12 protein-coding genes are annotated in these 14504 nt (G+C 66.6%); all 12 read left to right on the forward strand.

Features of this window, described 5'->3' with window-relative positions; translation table 11 throughout:
• The first annotated feature begins 99 nt into the window (after positions 1-99).
• The 12 genes from E8F20_RS07195 (at position 100) to E8F20_RS07250 (ending at position 14480) form a co-directional block, all read left to right on the forward strand.
• Positions 100-1779 (forward strand): DUF1302 domain-containing protein, encoded by a 1680-nt coding sequence (locus E8F20_RS07195; RefSeq protein WP_280283150.1) that lies wholly within the window; start codon positions 100-102, stop codon positions 1777-1779.
• Between the two features lie 11 nt (positions 1780-1790).
• On the forward strand, positions 1791-3155 hold the full coding sequence (locus E8F20_RS07200) for a DUF1329 domain-containing protein (RefSeq protein WP_280283151.1): 1365 nt from the start codon (positions 1791-1793) through the stop codon (positions 3153-3155).
• A gap of 59 nt (positions 3156-3214) precedes the next feature.
• Complete coding sequence (locus tag E8F20_RS07205; protein WP_280283152.1) at positions 3215-4303, forward strand: YCF48-related protein; 1089 nt, start codon at positions 3215-3217, stop codon at positions 4301-4303.
• A 4-nt stretch (positions 4304-4307) separates the two neighbouring features.
• On the forward strand, positions 4308-6764 hold the full coding sequence (locus E8F20_RS07210; RefSeq protein ID WP_280283153.1) for an MMPL family transporter: 2457 nt from the start codon (positions 4308-4310) through the stop codon (positions 6762-6764).
• A gap of 134 nt (positions 6765-6898) precedes the next feature.
• Positions 6899-8098, forward strand: coding sequence for an MFS transporter (locus tag E8F20_RS07215; RefSeq protein WP_280283154.1), 1200 nt, complete (start codon positions 6899-6901; stop codon positions 8096-8098).
• 18 nt (positions 8099-8116) lie between these two features.
• Positions 8117-8707, forward strand: a complete 591-nt coding sequence (locus tag E8F20_RS07220; RefSeq protein WP_280283155.1) for a malonic semialdehyde reductase — start codon at positions 8117-8119, stop codon at positions 8705-8707.
• Positions 8704-9480 carry a glucose 1-dehydrogenase gene (locus E8F20_RS07225; RefSeq protein ID WP_280283156.1) on the forward strand — a complete coding sequence of 259 codons (777 nt, stop codon included), beginning with the start codon at positions 8704-8706 and terminating at the stop codon, positions 9478-9480. Before E8F20_RS07220 ends, E8F20_RS07225 begins: the two co-directional genes overlap by 4 nt.
• Positions 9481-9491: 11 nt before the next feature.
• Positions 9492-10064, forward strand: coding sequence for a cupin domain-containing protein (locus E8F20_RS07230; protein ID WP_280283157.1), 573 nt, complete (start codon positions 9492-9494; stop codon positions 10062-10064).
• Complete coding sequence (locus tag E8F20_RS07235) at positions 10061-11053, forward strand: fumarylacetoacetate hydrolase family protein (RefSeq protein WP_280283158.1); 993 nt, start codon at positions 10061-10063, stop codon at positions 11051-11053. Before E8F20_RS07230 ends, E8F20_RS07235 begins: the two co-directional genes overlap by 4 nt.
• Complete coding sequence (locus tag E8F20_RS07240; RefSeq protein ID WP_280283159.1) at positions 11044-12024, forward strand: NAD-dependent epimerase/dehydratase family protein; 981 nt, start codon at positions 11044-11046, stop codon at positions 12022-12024. The genes E8F20_RS07235 and E8F20_RS07240 overlap by 10 nt, the downstream gene beginning before the upstream one ends.
• Before the next feature lie 11 nt (positions 12025-12035).
• Positions 12036-12824, forward strand: a complete 789-nt coding sequence (locus tag E8F20_RS07245; protein WP_280283160.1) for a cyclase family protein — start codon at positions 12036-12038, stop codon at positions 12822-12824.
• Between the two features lie 15 nt (positions 12825-12839).
• Complete coding sequence (locus E8F20_RS07250; protein WP_280283161.1) at positions 12840-14480, forward strand: arylsulfatase; 1641 nt, start codon at positions 12840-12842, stop codon at positions 14478-14480.
• Positions 14481-14504 lie beyond the last annotated feature (24 nt).

The following is a 14504-nucleotide window of genomic DNA, read 5'->3' on the forward strand; positions in this document are numbered from 1 at the left end:
ACTCCGGCATTTCTGGCCCTACCGGCCCGGTCTGCCTTGATCCGGCCGGTCGTGGCTCACGAGAAGTTCGCCAACAAGAACAATAAGAGGGTTCGTTCGATGGCTATTCGCAATATCGCCGCTGCGCGGCGTGCGCCCTTCACCCTGACGCTCGCCGCGGCCCTGGTGTATGGCCTTCCCTCCGCCCAAGCGTTCGAGATTCAGACCGGCAACCCCGACCTGAGTCTGCGCTGGGACAACACGCTCAAGTACAGCGCCGCCTGGCGCCTGAAGGACCCGAGCAGCACGCTCACCGAAGGACAGGTCGCCCGCAACCAGGACGACGGTGATCGCGCCTTCGACAAGGGGCTGATTTCCAACCGGCTCGACATCCTCTCCGAATTGGACATCGGCTACCGCGACTTCGGTGCTCGCGTCAGTGGTGCCGGCTGGTTTGACACCGAATACCAGAAGGACAACGACAACGACGACCCCACCCGCGCCAACCAGCGTTCGGTCGCCTTCGACGAGTTCACCGACGACACTCGCCACCTGCATGGTGGTGACGCCGAGCTGCTGGATGCCTTTGTGTACTGGAACGGCGCCCTGGCCGACAAGGCGACCTCCGTGCGCGTCGGCCGCCATGGCCTGATCTGGGGTGAAAGCCTGTTCTTCGGTGCCAACGGCATCGCCGGCGGCATGGCGCCGGTGGACGTGGTCAAGGCGGTGTCGGTGCCCAACACCCAGTTCAAGGAAATCACCCGCCCGGTCAACCAGCTCTCCACCACCTTCCAGATGACCGACGACCTGTCCCTCGGCGCGTTCTACCAGTTCGAATGGGAAGAAACCCGTCTGCCCGGTGCCGGCAGTTACTTCTCGGTCAGCGACACCATCGGCGAAGGCAACGAGCGACTGGTCGTAGGGGCGCCGTTCCCGACCTTCCTGGGTGGCAACCCGTCCAGCCCGGCGGCCTTCTTCCATGGCAACGACAAGGAAGCCAAGAGCTCGGGGCAGGGCGGCCTGCAGCTGCGCTACACCGCCGACACCACCGAATACGGTCTTTACGCCATCCAGTACCACGACAAGTCGCCGAAGCTGTACCTCAAGCCCAGCGCTACCGGTCCGAACTTCGCCACCGGCAAGATCGGCGAGTACTACTGGGTCTATCCGGAGAACATCCGCGCCCTGGGCGCGAGCTTCGCCACCACGGTGGAAGAGTTCAGCTTCGCCGGTGAAGCCTCCATGCGCTGGAACATGCCGCTGGTTTCCAATGGTCAGACCGTGCTGCCTGGCGTGGTTGCCGACAACGATGACGATCCGCTCTACGCCGTGGGGCGCACCGCGCACGTCAACCTGAACATGCTGGCGTCTCTCGGCCCGTCGTTCATCTCAAACGAGGCCAGCCTGGTGGGCGAGATCGCCTGGAACCGGCTGCTCAGTGTGACCAAGAACCGCGCCGCGCTGGACCCGGGGGCCACCGACGATGGCGTGGGCATCAAGCTGGTCTACAGCCCGACCTATCGCCAGGTGTTCCCCGGCATCGACCTCAGCGTGCCGTTGGGCATCAGCTACTTCCCCATGGGCAAGTCGGCGGTGATCAGCAGCTTCGGGCCTGACAACGGCGGCGACTTCAACATCGGCGTCAGCGCCACCTACCTCGACCGGGTGACCTTCGGCCTCACCTACACCCACTACTACGGGGCGGAAGACACCAACCTCGACGCGCTCAACCACTTCACCTTCAAGCAGTCGCTGAAGGACCGGGATTACCTGGCCTTCTCCGTGAAATCCACCTTCTGAGGGACTTGCGCATGACCATCCCGTTCACTCTCAAGACCTTCTGCCTGGCCCTGGTCGGCGCAGCCGCCCTGAGCCTGCAACCGGCGCTCGCCAGCAGCGCCGCCGACCTCGGCAAAAGCCTGACCCCGCTGGGCGCCGAACGCGCCGGCAACGCCGACGGCAGCATCCCGGCCTGGGACGGCGGCTACACCCGGGTGGATGCCGGCTTCAAGGAAGGCGGCAAGCGTAGCGATCCGTTCGCCGCCGACAAGCCGCTGTTCAGCATCACCGCGAAGAATATGGACCAGTACGCCGACAAGCTCAGCGATGGCGTCAAGGCCATGTTCAAGCGCTACCCCGAGACCTACCGCCTCGACATCTACCCGACCCGCCGTACGGCCGCAGCGCCGCAGTGGGTGTACGACAACACGCTGAAGAACGCGCATAGCGCCAAGCTGGTAGAGAGCAGCGCCGGCCCGGTGCCGGAAGGGGCCTACGGCGGCATTCCATTCCCGGTGCCGAAGAACGGCACCGAGGCCATGTGGAACCATGTGTTGAACTGGCGCGGCACTTCGGTGGCCATGGATTTCCGCCATTACCTGATGACCGCAGACGGCGCCCAGGTGCTGACAACCGACGGCAAGGCCGTACAGGAGATGCCCTACTACTACCCCGATGGCTCGGCCGCGACGTTCGAAGGCGATTACTGGCTGTTCCGCCTGCTCAACGTAGGGCCGCCGCTGCGGGCCGGTGAGCAGATCATGGGGCGCACCAACCTCAACGGCGACAAGTCCCAGGCACACGTCTACCTGACTGGCCAGCGTCGCGTGCGCAAGCTGCCCAACGCCTGCTGCGACACCCCGACGCCCGCAACTGCCGGAGTCATGTCGTTCGATGAACTCAGTGTGTTCCAGGGTCGTCTGGATCGTTTCAACTGGAAGTTGGTGGGCAAGCAGGAGATTTACATCCCCTACAACGCCAACAAGGTGCAGGCGGCGGCCAAGCCCGAGGACCTGTTCGCCAAGCACCACATGAATCCGGACTACGTGCGCTGGGAGCTGCACCGCGTCTGGGTGGTGGAGGCGGACCTTGCACCGGGCAAGCGCCACCAGTTGCCCAAGGGGCGCTACTACCTCGACGAAGACACCTGGCAGGCCATGCTCGGTGACCGCTGGGACGCCAACGGCCAACTGGCCAAGACCCTTTGGTCACTGCCGGCAGTCATGCCTGACCTGCCTGCCGTGGCTCAGCTGTCCTCCGGGTTCTACGACCTGATCTCCGGCACCTGGTTCATCCAGAACCTTTACGCCGGCAAGGACCAGCAATACGCGGTGGTCGATCGCTACAAGGCGGCGGAGTTCTCCCCGGCGGCGATGGCCGGGCGTGGCGTGCGCTGAAGCCTTACCGGGAGGACGCGCGCCGTCCTCCCGCTTGCGTAACGAGATCGAGGTAGAACATGAACAGATTGCGTCAGGTGGGCGGCCTGTTGTTGGCCCTCGCCCTGCCGATCACCCCCGTGTGCTTCGCCGCTGGCCAGGCCGCCGGGGATGTGCTGGAAAGTCCGGCCATGCGTGTGTCCAATCCTGAGCGTGCGGTCTTCATCGACCTGGCCCGCGCGGGCGACCGCCTGGTGGCCGTGGGTGAACGCGGGCTGGTGCTCCTGTCCGATGACAACGGCCAGCATTGGCGCCAGGCACAAGTGCCGGTGTCGGTGGGGCTGACCGCTGTGCAGTTCGTCGATGCCCAACAGGGCTGGGCGGTGGGGCACGCTGGTGTGATCCTGGCCAGCCGTGACGGCGGGGACACCTGGCAGTTGCAGCTCGACGGCCGCCGCGCCGCGCAGCTGGAACTGGATGCCGCGCGCCATGAGATGCCGGCGTCGGCCGATGCCGAGGCTGCAGAGGCACGCGTGCAGACGGCCGAACGTATGGTGGAGGAGGGGGCCGACAAACCGTTCCTCGCCCTGGCCTTCACCGACGCTCAGCATGGCCTGGTGGTGGGTGCCTACGGCCTTGCCTTCCGTACCGAGGACGGCGGCGCCACCTGGCGTTCTGTCGTCGGCGCCATCGACAACCCGATGGGCTTGCACCTGTACGCCGTGGCACGGCAGGGCGAGCGCTGGTTTCTCGCTGGCGAGCAGGGCTACCTGGCCCGTGCTGACGACGGCCAGCATTTCCTGCCACTGGACACGCCCTACAGCGGCACCCTGTTCACCCTGGCGAGCCGCGCCGATGGTGCTCTGCTGATCGGCGGCCTGAAAGGACATGCCTTCCTCCTGGCGCCGGGTGCCGATAGCGCTGAAGCGCTACCGGTGATGGCGCCGGTGTCCTTCAGCGATGCCATCCGCCTGGCCGATGACCGCGTGCTGCTAGCCAATCAGGCAGGCGGCCTGTTCACCAGTGTGACGGGCACCATTGCCCCCGCCGCCAAACCCCAGGGCAGACCGGTGTCGGGTGTGATCCAGGCCGCCGACGGCAGCCTGGTCGTCGCCGGCTTCACCGGCTTGTCCCGCCTGGCGTTGCCCGCCGTTTCCGCCTCGGAGTGAGTTCATGAATTCCGCTCGCCAACCCTCGCTGCCCGAGCCGGGCGACTTCGATCCGCGCTCCGGTTCGCTGGTCGAACGCGCCCTGTTCAACCACCGCCATTGGGTGCTGCTGCTGTGCCTGCTGACCACCGTGCTGCTCGGCTGGCAGTCCAGTCGTATCGAACTGAACGCCAGCTTCGAGAAGATGATCCCCACCGGGCATCCGTACATCGCCAACTACCTGGACAACCAGAAGGAACTGTCGGGCCTGGGTAACGCCCTGCGCATCGCCGTGGCCAACCGCAAAGGCGACATCTATGACGCCGACTACCTGAAGACCCTGCAGGCCCTGAGCGATCGGATCTACCTGCTGCCGGGGGTCGACCGCGCCTATATGAAGTCGCTGTGGACGCCGGCCACGCGGTGGGTTTCGGTGACCGAAGAGGGCCTGGATGGCGGGCCGGTGATCCCTGACGAGTACGACGGCAGCGCGACGTCCCTGGCGGAGCTGCGGCGCAATGTGCAGCTGTCCAACGAAATCGGTCAGCTGGTGGCCTTCGACCAGCGCTCCAGCATCATCTACGTGCCGCTGTTGTCGCGTACGCCGGATGGCCAGCCGCTCGACTACGCCACCCTGTCCGAGCAACTCGACGCCCTGCGGGCGGAGTTCCAAAGCGACAACCTCGACATCCACATCACCGGCTTCGCCAAGAAGGTCGGCGATCTGATCGAGGGCCTCGAGCAGATCCTGCTGTTCTTCGCCGTCGCCATCCTCATCACCACCGCCGTGCTTTACGGCTACACCCGTTGCGTGCGCAGCACCGTGCTGGTGGTGCTGTGCTCCCTGGTGGCTGTGGTCTGGCAGCTCGGCTTGCTGCCGCTGCTGGGCTACGAGCTGGACCCGTACTCGGTGCTGGTGCCCTTCCTGGTGTTCGCCATCGGCATGAGCCACGGCGCGCAGAAGATGAACGGCATCATGCAGGACATCGGCCGCGGCATGCACCGCGTGGTGGCCGCGCGCTTCACCTTCCGCCGCCTGTTCCTCGCCGGCCTCACCGCGCTGTTGTGCGATGCGGTCGGCTTCGCCGTGCTGATGATCATCCAGATCCAGGTGATCCAGGACCTGGCGATCATCGCCAGCATCGGCGTCGCCGTGCTGATCTTCACCAACCTGATCCTGCTGCCGGTGCTGCTCTCCTACGTCGGCGTGAGTCCGCGCGCCGCGGAGCTGAGCCTCAAGAGCGAGCGCGCGGAGGAGGGCGGTCAGGCCCGTCATCCGTTCTGGCGCTTCCTCGACCTGTTCACCCGCAAGCCCTGGGCCGCCCTTTGCGTCGGCATCAGCCTGGTGATGGCGGTGTTCGGATTCATGGTCAGCCTGCACCTGGCCATCGGCGACCTCGATGCGGGCGCCCCCGAACTGCGGCCCGACTCGCGCTACAACCAGGACGACGCGTTCATGACCCGCAGCTTTGGTGCCAGCAGCGACCTCTTCGCGATCATGGTGCGCACCCCGGACAACGCCTGCGCACGCTACGACATCCTGCGCAAGGTGGACGAACTGGACTGGCAACTGCGCAGCCTGCCGGGGGTGGATTCGACCAATTCGCTGGCGCTGCTCAACCGCCGCATGCTGGTGGGCCTCTCCGAAGGCAGCCCGAAGTGGTACGAGCTGCAGAACAACCAGGCGATGCTCAACATGATCACCGCCAGCGCGCCGCGCGGGCTCTACAACGAGTCCTGCAACCTGCTGACGCTCTACGTCTACCTCACCGACCACAAGGCCGAGACCTTGACCCGCCTGGTCGAGCACGTCGAAGCCTTCGCCGCCGCCAACGACACGGCCGACGTGAAGTTCCAGCTCGCCGCCGGCAACGCCGGGATCGAGGCCGCTACCAACATCGTGGTCAAGGAAGCCAACCGCGAGATGCTGTTCTGGGTCTACGGCGCGGTGATCCTGCTGTGCCTGGTCACCTTCCGCTCCTGGCGCGCCACCCTCTGCGCGGTGATTCCGCTGATGCTCACCTCGATCCTCTGCGAGGCGCTGATGGTCTGGCTCGGTATCGGCGTCAAGGTCGCCACCCTGCCGGTGATCGCGCTGGGCGTGGGCATCGGCGTCGACTACGCGCTGTACGTGATGAGCATCATGCTCGGCCATCTGCGCCAGGGCAGCAGCCTCTCCGAGGCCTATTACCGTGCGCTGGTCTCCACCGGCAAGGTGGTGATGCTCACTGGCGTCACCCTGGCGATCGGCGTGGGCACCTGGATCTTCTCACCCATCAAGTTCCAGGCCGATATGGGCGTGCTGCTGGCCTTCATGTTCGTCTGGAACATGGTCGGCGCCCTGGTCCTGCTGCCGGCGCTGGCCTACTTCCTGCTGCCCGCCACCCGGCGCCGCGACGCCGCCTCCGACGAGGCGGCTGTGCCGGCGAAACGGAATGCGACCGCCAGCAGCCCACTGCTGCTGGACGCCATCAATCCCTGAACCGCCACTACAACAACAAGAGCACATCGGCATGACACGACTGATCGAGACCTTGCAAGCCCTCTGGAATGGCTTGCCCGACGCTGTCGGGCACTACGCAGAGGGCGCCTACGGGCTGTTGCCGGAGGTGCGCCGTGACCTCCATTGAACGCCAGGCCGGACTGCCGCAATCCCTGCTGCTGCTGCTCGGCAGTTGCCTGCCGGTACTGGGTGCCGTGCTCCTGGCACCGGTACTGCCGCGCATGCAGGCGCACTTTGCCGACACGCCGGGCGCCGAGGTGCTGGTGCCCATCAGCCTGACCATCCCGGCCCTGGTAATCGCACTGCTCGCGCCCTTTGCCGGAGTGATCGCCGACCGCCTCGGGCGCAAGCCGCTGCTGCTGGCCTCGATGCTGCTGTACGCCGCCTGCGGGTTGCTGCCGCTGTGGCTGGATTCGCTGGCCGGCATCGTCGCCAGCCGTGCCGGACTGGGGCTGGCGGAGGCCGGCATCATGACCTGCTGCACCACCCTGATGGGGGACTACTACCAGGGCGCGCGCCGCGAGCGGCTGTTCGCCCTGCAGATGGTCGCCACCTCGCTGTCGGCAGCGGTGTTCATCGCCCTGGGCGGCGCCCTCGGGCAGGACGATTGGCGCGTACCCTTCGTGCTCTACGCGTCCGGCTTGTTGTTCCTGCCGCTGATGGCGGCGCTGCTCTGGGAGCCGCAGGTGGGTTCGGTCGACGTGCAGCCTTCGAGCACCGAGCGCTTTCCCTGGAGCGCGCTACTGCCGCTCTACGGGCTCACGGCGCTGGCGGGCATCAGCCTGTTCATCGTGCCGGTGCAGGCGGGCTTCTTGCTCACCCTGTTGCACGTGGATTCGCCGCAGCAGATCGGCATGACCATGGGGGCCAACCAGCTCGGTGTGCTAGCCGGCGCCTTGAGCTTCCGCCTGCTGGGCGGCCTGCGACGGCAGAGCCTGCTGCTCATCGCCTTCGCCACGGCGGGGGCTGGCGGGCTGCTGATGGCCGAGGCCGGCAACCACGCCCTCGTCATCATCGCCGTGCTGGTCAACGGCCTGGGCATTGGCCTGATGCTGCCGACGCTGATTACCTGGGTGATGAGCCAAGTCAGCTTCGCCCAGCGCGGTCGTGCGACGGGCGGCTTCACCGCCGCGCTGTTCGCCGGCGAATTCATCAGTCCGCTGGTGGTGCTGGGCCTCAGCGGCGGCGCCGTGAGCGAGCTGCCGGCTGCCCTGGCACTGGTGGCCATCGCGCAACTCGTGCTGGCGGTCGCGTGCCTGGCACTGCCCTGGCTGTTCCGCCCGCTGGCCAGCACTGCGCCGTCCATTTCCTGATTCCATCTGGAGCATTCCATGGCCCATCCCCTGGATTCCGCCGCGCTCGACCAGTTGTTCCTGAAAGCGCGCTCGCACAACCTCTGGCAGGACCGCGACGTACCCGACGCGCTGCTGCACCAGCTCTATCAGACCCTGCGCCAGGGTCCGACCAGCAACAACTGCTGCCCGGCGCGCTTCGTCTTCGTGCGCAGTGCCGAGGCCAAGCAGAAACTGCTGCCGGCCCTCAAGGGCCACAATGGCGACAAGATGCTGCAGGCGCCGGTGACGGCCATCGTTGCCTGGGACAGCCGCTTCTTCGAGTTTCTGCCCGAGCTGTTCCCCATCTATGACGCGGGCGCGGCCTACCGCGACAACCCGCAGGCGGCCTCCAGCGTGGCACTGCGTAACAGCAGCCTGCAGGGCGCCTACCTGATGCTTGCCGCCCGCGCCCTCGGGCTTGATTGCGGCCCCATGTCCGGCTTCGACAACGCCCAAGTGGACGCAGCGTTCTTCCCTGATGGCAGATGGCGCAGCAACTTCCTCTGTTGCCTGGGTTACGGCGAGCCCACCGGCCTGCGCCCGGCCGGTCCGCGCCTGTCCTTCGAACAGGGCTGCCGCATCCTATGAGCAGCCCCTTGTTCTCATTGGCGGGCCAGGTCGCCCTGATCACCGGTGCCACCCGTGGCATCGGCCTGGCCATCGCCCGCGAATATGGTCGTGCCGGCGCGCGGCTGGTGATCAGCAGCGAGAGTGCCGATGACTGCCAGCGCGTGGCGGCGCAGCTGCGTGGCGAAGGTTTCGAGGCTGAAGGCCTCTCCGCCGACCTTGGTTGCGAGCGCGAAGTCCGCCAACTCGCCAGCCTTGCCCTGGCACTGCATGGCCGGATCGACGTGCTGGTGTGCAATGCCGGTGTCGCCCCGCACCTGGGGCCGCTGGCCAGCGCCGATGCTGCGCAGTGGCGGCTGACCCTGACAGTGAATCTGGAAAGCGCGGCCTGGCTCACCGGCGCGCTGCTGCCGGCCATGGCGGAGCAGGGTGGGGGCAGCGTGGTGCTGATGGCCAGCATCGCCGGCGTGCGCGGCAACAAGGGCTTGGGGCTCTACGGCCTGTCCAAGGCTGCGCTGGCGCAACTTGCGCGGAACCTCGCGGTGGAGTGGGGGCCCATGAATATCCGCGTCAACGCCATCAGCCCCGGCGTGATCCAGACCGAATTCGCCCGACCACTCACCGACAACCCCGAGGTCATGCAGCGGCGTCTTGCGCTCACCCCGTTGCGCCGTGTTGGCCGGCCGGAAGAGGTGGCGGCCCTGGCGCTGCTGCTGGCCGCACCCGGCGGCGCTTTCATCAGCGGTCAGAACATCATCGTCGACGGTGGCACCACCATCGGCGACGGCAATTGAAAGGAGTTCCCATGCAAGCACTTCCCCCCTTCAAACGCGTGGTCACCGGCCACGACGCCGCTGGCCAGGCCGTGGTCGCCGAGGCTGGCCCGACGCCGAACATCTTTCCTCTGAAAGCGGTGCCCGGCACCCTGTTCCACGAGGTTTGGAACAGCGCGACCTGCCCGGCAGCGCTGGACAATGGCGGTGACCCCACCGACAAACCGCTGCAACTCAGCCCCGGTTCGCTGGGCAGCGTCATCCGCGTGGTCGATATCCCGCCGGACAGCCTGCAGAACCAGGTCAGCGCCGAGGATGCCGCCGCCTGCTTCGCGGAAATCGGCGAGGCCCATGCTGGAACAGGCAAGGCCGACTCCAGGCACAAACTGATGCACCGCACCGAAACCCTGGATTACGGCATCGTCACCGAAGGTGAGGTCTGGCTGGTTCTGGATGGCGAGGACGTCCACCTCAAGCGTGGCGACATCGTGGTGCAGCGCGGCACCAATCATGCCTGGAGCAATCGCACCGAACAGATGGCGCGGATGGTCTTCATCCTGCTGGACGGGCGCTATGCACCGGAGCTGGCGGAGGTGCTGAAATGAAGCTTGCCACCCTCGCCGATGGCAGCCGTGACGGCCGCCTGCTGCTGGTCTCCCGTGATCTGACCCTCGCCGTGGACGCCAGCGACATCGTACCGACCCTGCAAGCCGCCGTGGATCAGTGGCAGCGCGTGGAGGCCGGGTTGCTCAGTCGCTACGACGCCCTCAACCGGGGCGAGGCCGTCGGTGCTTTCGAATTCGACCCGAGCCGGGTCATGGCGCCGCTGCCGCGTGCCTGGCAGTGGCTCGACGGCTCCTGCTTCCTCAGCCATGGCGAACTGATGCAGCGCGCCTTTCACCTCGATCCCATCGAGGGCGTCGAAACCACGCCGCTGATGTACCAGGGCGCCGGTGACGACTTCCTCGGTGCGCGCCAGGACATTCCGTTGCCCAGCGAGGCTCACGGCATCGACTTCGAAGGTGAGTTTGCCGTGCTGGTGGACGAGGTGCCCATGGGCTGCACGGCCGACCAGGCGCTTGCGCACATCCGCCTGGTACTGCAGGTCAACGATGTCAGCCTGCGCGCCCTGGCGCCGCGGGAAATGAAGACCGGCTTCGGCTTCGTCCAGGCCAAGTCCTCCTCCAGCTTCGCCCCGGTGGCCGTGACCCCGGACGAACTGGGCGATGCCTGGCAAGGTGGGCGCGTGCACCTGCCGCTTAACGTGGAGTGGAACGGCAACTGGTTCGGTCACCCCCACGGTAGCGCCATGCATTTCGGTTTCCACCAGTTGATCGCCCATGCCGCGCTGACCCGTCGTCTCGGCGCTGGCAGCATCCTGGGCTCCGGCACCGTTTCCAACGCCGACCGCAGTGTGGGCTCCGCCTGCATCGCCGAGCGCCGTGCCATCGAGATGATCGAGCACGGCGCGCCGCGCACCGGTTTCATGCGCTTCGGTGATCGCGTGCGCATGGAAGCGCGCAATGCCGATGGCTCGCCGCTGTTCGGCGCCATCGACCAGTGCGTGGTCCGGGGAGGTGCGCCATGCGTGTGATGGTGACCGGTGCCGGTGGTTTTCTCGGCCGGCTGCTGGTCCAGCGTCTGCTGGCGCGGGGCACTCTGCGCGGCCAGCCGCTGGATACCTTGGTGCTGCTGGACCAGAAGCTCGATGGATTTGCGCAGGACCCGCGCCTGCGCCTGCTCGCCGGCAGCATCACCGATCCGGCGCTGCAGCGTCGCGCCCTCGCCGACGGCGCTGACGTGGTGTTTCACTTGGTGAGCATCCCCGGTGGCGCTGCCGAACAGCAGTACGGCCTGGGCCATCAGGTCAACCTGTTGGCGAGCCTCGAATTGCTCGACCAGTTGCGCCGCTGCGCCCGGCCGCCGGTGTTGGTCTACGCCAGCAGCGTGGCCGTCTACGGTGCCGAGCTGCCGGCGCGCATGGACGAGCAACTGGCACCCCGTCCGGTGCTCTCCTACGGCGCCCACAAACTGATGGTGGAGACCCAGCTGAGCGACCTGGCCCGGCGGGGCGAGGTGGATGGCCGTGCCCTGCGCCTGCCCGGCATCGTCGCCCGGCCACGGGAGCCCAACGGCTTGCGCTCGGCCTTCATGAGCGACCTGATGCACGCGCTCGCCGCTGGCCAGGCATACGAATGCCCGGTGTCATCGCAAGCCAGCGCCTGGTGGATGTCCGCCCACTGCTGCCTGGATAACCTGCTGCACGCTGCCGAACTGGACGACCCCGGCGACTCGCGTGTCTGGCAACTCCCGGTGCTGCACCTGTCCATCGGCCAGGTGGTAGACGCTCTGGCCGACGTATTCGGCGAAGACCGGCGCGCCCTGGTCAACTACCGGCCCGATGCCGAGCTGGAGCGCCTGTTCGGTCGCTATCCGTCACTGCGAACCCCCCAGGCCCGTGCGCTGGGCTTCCGCCACGACGGCTCCGCCCTCACCCTGGTACGCAATGCCCTGAACCCCAATCAACGGCCGCGCCGCCTGCGCGCTGCGCCGCAAACCGCCTGAGATCGCCCGTCATGACCCTTGCTCGCAAACGCCGCCTCATCGACCTGTCGGTAACGCTCGACAACAATCCGTACACGGACCCACCGCCGCTGCTGCCGAAAATCGACTACATGGACCACCAACAGGGCTGGCCGGAGATGGCGGCCATGTTCCCCGGCCTGTCCATCGACCAGATGCCGGGTCAGGAGTCCTGGGCCGCCGAGCGCCTGTCGATCACCACCCACAGTGGCACCCACATGGACGCGCCCTGGCATTACGCATCGACCACCGACGGTGGCAAGCCGGCCTTCGGTATCGACGAATTGCCGCTGGAGTGGTGCCTGCAGCCCGGCGTGAAGCTGGACTTGCGCCACCTGCCGGACGGCCACGTGGTGACGGCCGCCGAGGTGGAGGCAGAGTTGGCGCGCATCGGCCATGAACTGCAGCCGCTGGACATCGTGCTGGTGAACACCCGCGCCGGCAGCCTGTTCGGCCAGCCGGGCTATCTGGAAGCCGGCGTCGGCATGGGCCGCGAGGCCACGCTTTACCTGCTGGAGCGCGGCGTGCGCGTGGTAGGCACCGACGCCTGGAGCTGGGACGCACCGTTCAAATACACCCGCGAGCGCTTCGCCGAGAGTGGCGACGCGTCCATCATCTGGGAAGGGCACAAGGCCGGGCGCGACATCGGTTACGGGCAGATGGAGAAACTGGCCAACCTCGACAGCCTGCCGGCCAGCGGTTTCCTGGTGTCCTGCTTCCCCTACAAGATCAAGCATGCCTCTGCCGGCTTCGTTCGCGCCGTGGCGATTTTCGAAGAATAAAAACAGGAGTTCCTCATGCGCTTCCCCATCCTGCTGGCTGCGTTGGCTTGCCTTGCCCCAGCCATGGCCAGCGCAGCCGATCGCCCCAATATCCTGTTGGTCGTCGCCGACGACCTGGGTTACTCGGACCTGGGCGCTTTCGGCGGCGAAATCGAGACGCCGAACCTGGATAGCCTCGCCGCCAGTGGCCTGCAACTGACCAGCATGTATGCCGCGCCGACCTGCTCGCCAACGCGTGCGATGCTGATGTCCGGTACCGACAACCACCTGGCGGGCCTGGGCACCATGGGGGAGGCCATCCAGCCCTTCCAACGCGGCAAACCGGGCTATGAGGGCTACCTGAATCAGCAGGCCCATTCCATTGCCGAACTGCTGCGCGATGGCGGCTACCGAACCAGCATGGTGGGCAAGTGGCACCTGGGCTTGACCCCCGAACAGGGGCCGGACAAACGCGGCTTCGAGCGTTCCTTCACGCTGCTGGAAGGTGGCGGTGTGCACTACAAGCCCAAGCCGGGCTCGACCGCGAAGATCGAACAGATCACTTACCGCGAGAATGGCCAGCCGGTGGAGTTGCCAGAAGATTTCTATTCCACCGATTTCTACACCGACAGGCTGCTTGCCTACCTGAAAGAGGGTGAGGGCAGTGGCAAGCCTTTCTTCGCCTACGCTGCCTACACCTCGCCCCACTGGCCGTTGCAGGCGCCGGATGCCTATCGGGACAAATACCAGGGGCGCTACGACGGCGGTTACGACGCGGTGCGCCTGGCGCGCATCGAGCGCATGAAAAAGAGCGGTCTGTTGCCGGCCGACTTCCAGAGCGCCGCACCGCTGCCGGCGACCCCGCAGCTGCCAGCCTGGGACGGGCTAAACGAAGCGCAGAAGCGCGTGGAGGCGCGCAAGATGGAAATTTATGCGGCGATGGTCGACAACCTCGACCACAACATCGGCCGCTTGCTGGACTACCTGCGCCAGAGCGGCCAGCTCGACAACACGCTGGTGGTCTTCATGTCCGACAATGGTGCTTCCGGCGAGCGTCACGAGATCTTCTTTCCGGCCCCACCGGGAACTGACAACCGCCTGGAGAACCTCGGCAAACGCGGCTCGCAAATCGACTATGGATTGCGCTGGGCCGAGGTGAGCGCGGCGCCGCTACGTCTGTTCAAGGGCACCACTGCCGAGGGGGGGATCAGTGTCCCGGCCATCATCCGCCTGCCGGCCAATCTGCATCGTCAGGGGCTGGAGCGCGCCGTGGCGCGCGTGGATGACCTGGCGCCGACCTTCCTCGCCCTGGCCGGGTTGCCCGATCCGGGCGATTCGTACAAGGGACAGCCGAAGCACCCCATTACCGGCCGCTCCATGCTGCCGATGCTGGAGGGCCAGGGCCGCGCTGAGCCGGTCATGGCCGGGGAACTGTTCGGCAGCCGCTATTACCGCGAAGGCAATCTCAAGCTCTTGGGCCTGGTGCCCTGGACCCGGCCGGGCCAACCCTTGCCGCCGCTGCGCTGGCAGTTGTTTGACCTCTCGCAGGACCGTGCCGAACAGCACGACCTCGCCGCCAGCCAGCCTCAGACCCTGGAACGCCTGCAGCGTGCCTGGCAGGACTACGCACGCCAGGTGGGCGTAGTGGCTCCACCGTCGGCGGCCAAGGCGCCTTGACGCCGGCGCGACTGCCGGCAACCA

This window comes from Pseudomonas sp. BN415, from assembly GCF_029871195.1.
Classification (GTDB): domain Bacteria; phylum Pseudomonadota; class Gammaproteobacteria; order Pseudomonadales; family Pseudomonadaceae; genus Metapseudomonas; species Metapseudomonas resinovorans.

Coding starts and splice junctions, on each gene's coding strand:
- E8F20_RS07210 (WP_280283153.1), top strand. CDS start 4,308: ATGAATTCCGCTCGCCAACCCTCGCTGCCCGAGCCGGGCGACTTCGAT.
- E8F20_RS07220 (WP_280283155.1), top strand. CDS start 8,117: ATGGCCCATCCCCTGGATTCCGCCGCGCTCGACCAGTTGTTCCTGAAA.
- E8F20_RS07240 (WP_280283159.1), top strand. CDS start 11,044: ATGCGTGTGATGGTGACCGGTGCCGGTGGTTTTCTCGGCCGGCTGCTG.
- E8F20_RS07235 (WP_280283158.1), top strand. CDS start 10,061: ATGAAGCTTGCCACCCTCGCCGATGGCAGCCGTGACGGCCGCCTGCTG.
- E8F20_RS07195 (WP_280283150.1), top strand. CDS start 100: ATGGCTATTCGCAATATCGCCGCTGCGCGGCGTGCGCCCTTCACCCTG.
- E8F20_RS07245 (WP_280283160.1), top strand. CDS start 12,036: ATGACCCTTGCTCGCAAACGCCGCCTCATCGACCTGTCGGTAACGCTC.
- E8F20_RS07230 (WP_280283157.1), top strand. CDS start 9,492: ATGCAAGCACTTCCCCCCTTCAAACGCGTGGTCACCGGCCACGACGCC.
- E8F20_RS07250 (WP_280283161.1), top strand. CDS start 12,840: ATGCGCTTCCCCATCCTGCTGGCTGCGTTGGCTTGCCTTGCCCCAGCC.
- E8F20_RS07225 (WP_280283156.1), top strand. CDS start 8,704: ATGAGCAGCCCCTTGTTCTCATTGGCGGGCCAGGTCGCCCTGATCACC.
- E8F20_RS07200 (WP_280283151.1), top strand. CDS start 1,791: ATGACCATCCCGTTCACTCTCAAGACCTTCTGCCTGGCCCTGGTCGGC.
- E8F20_RS07205 (WP_280283152.1), top strand. CDS start 3,215: ATGAACAGATTGCGTCAGGTGGGCGGCCTGTTGTTGGCCCTCGCCCTG.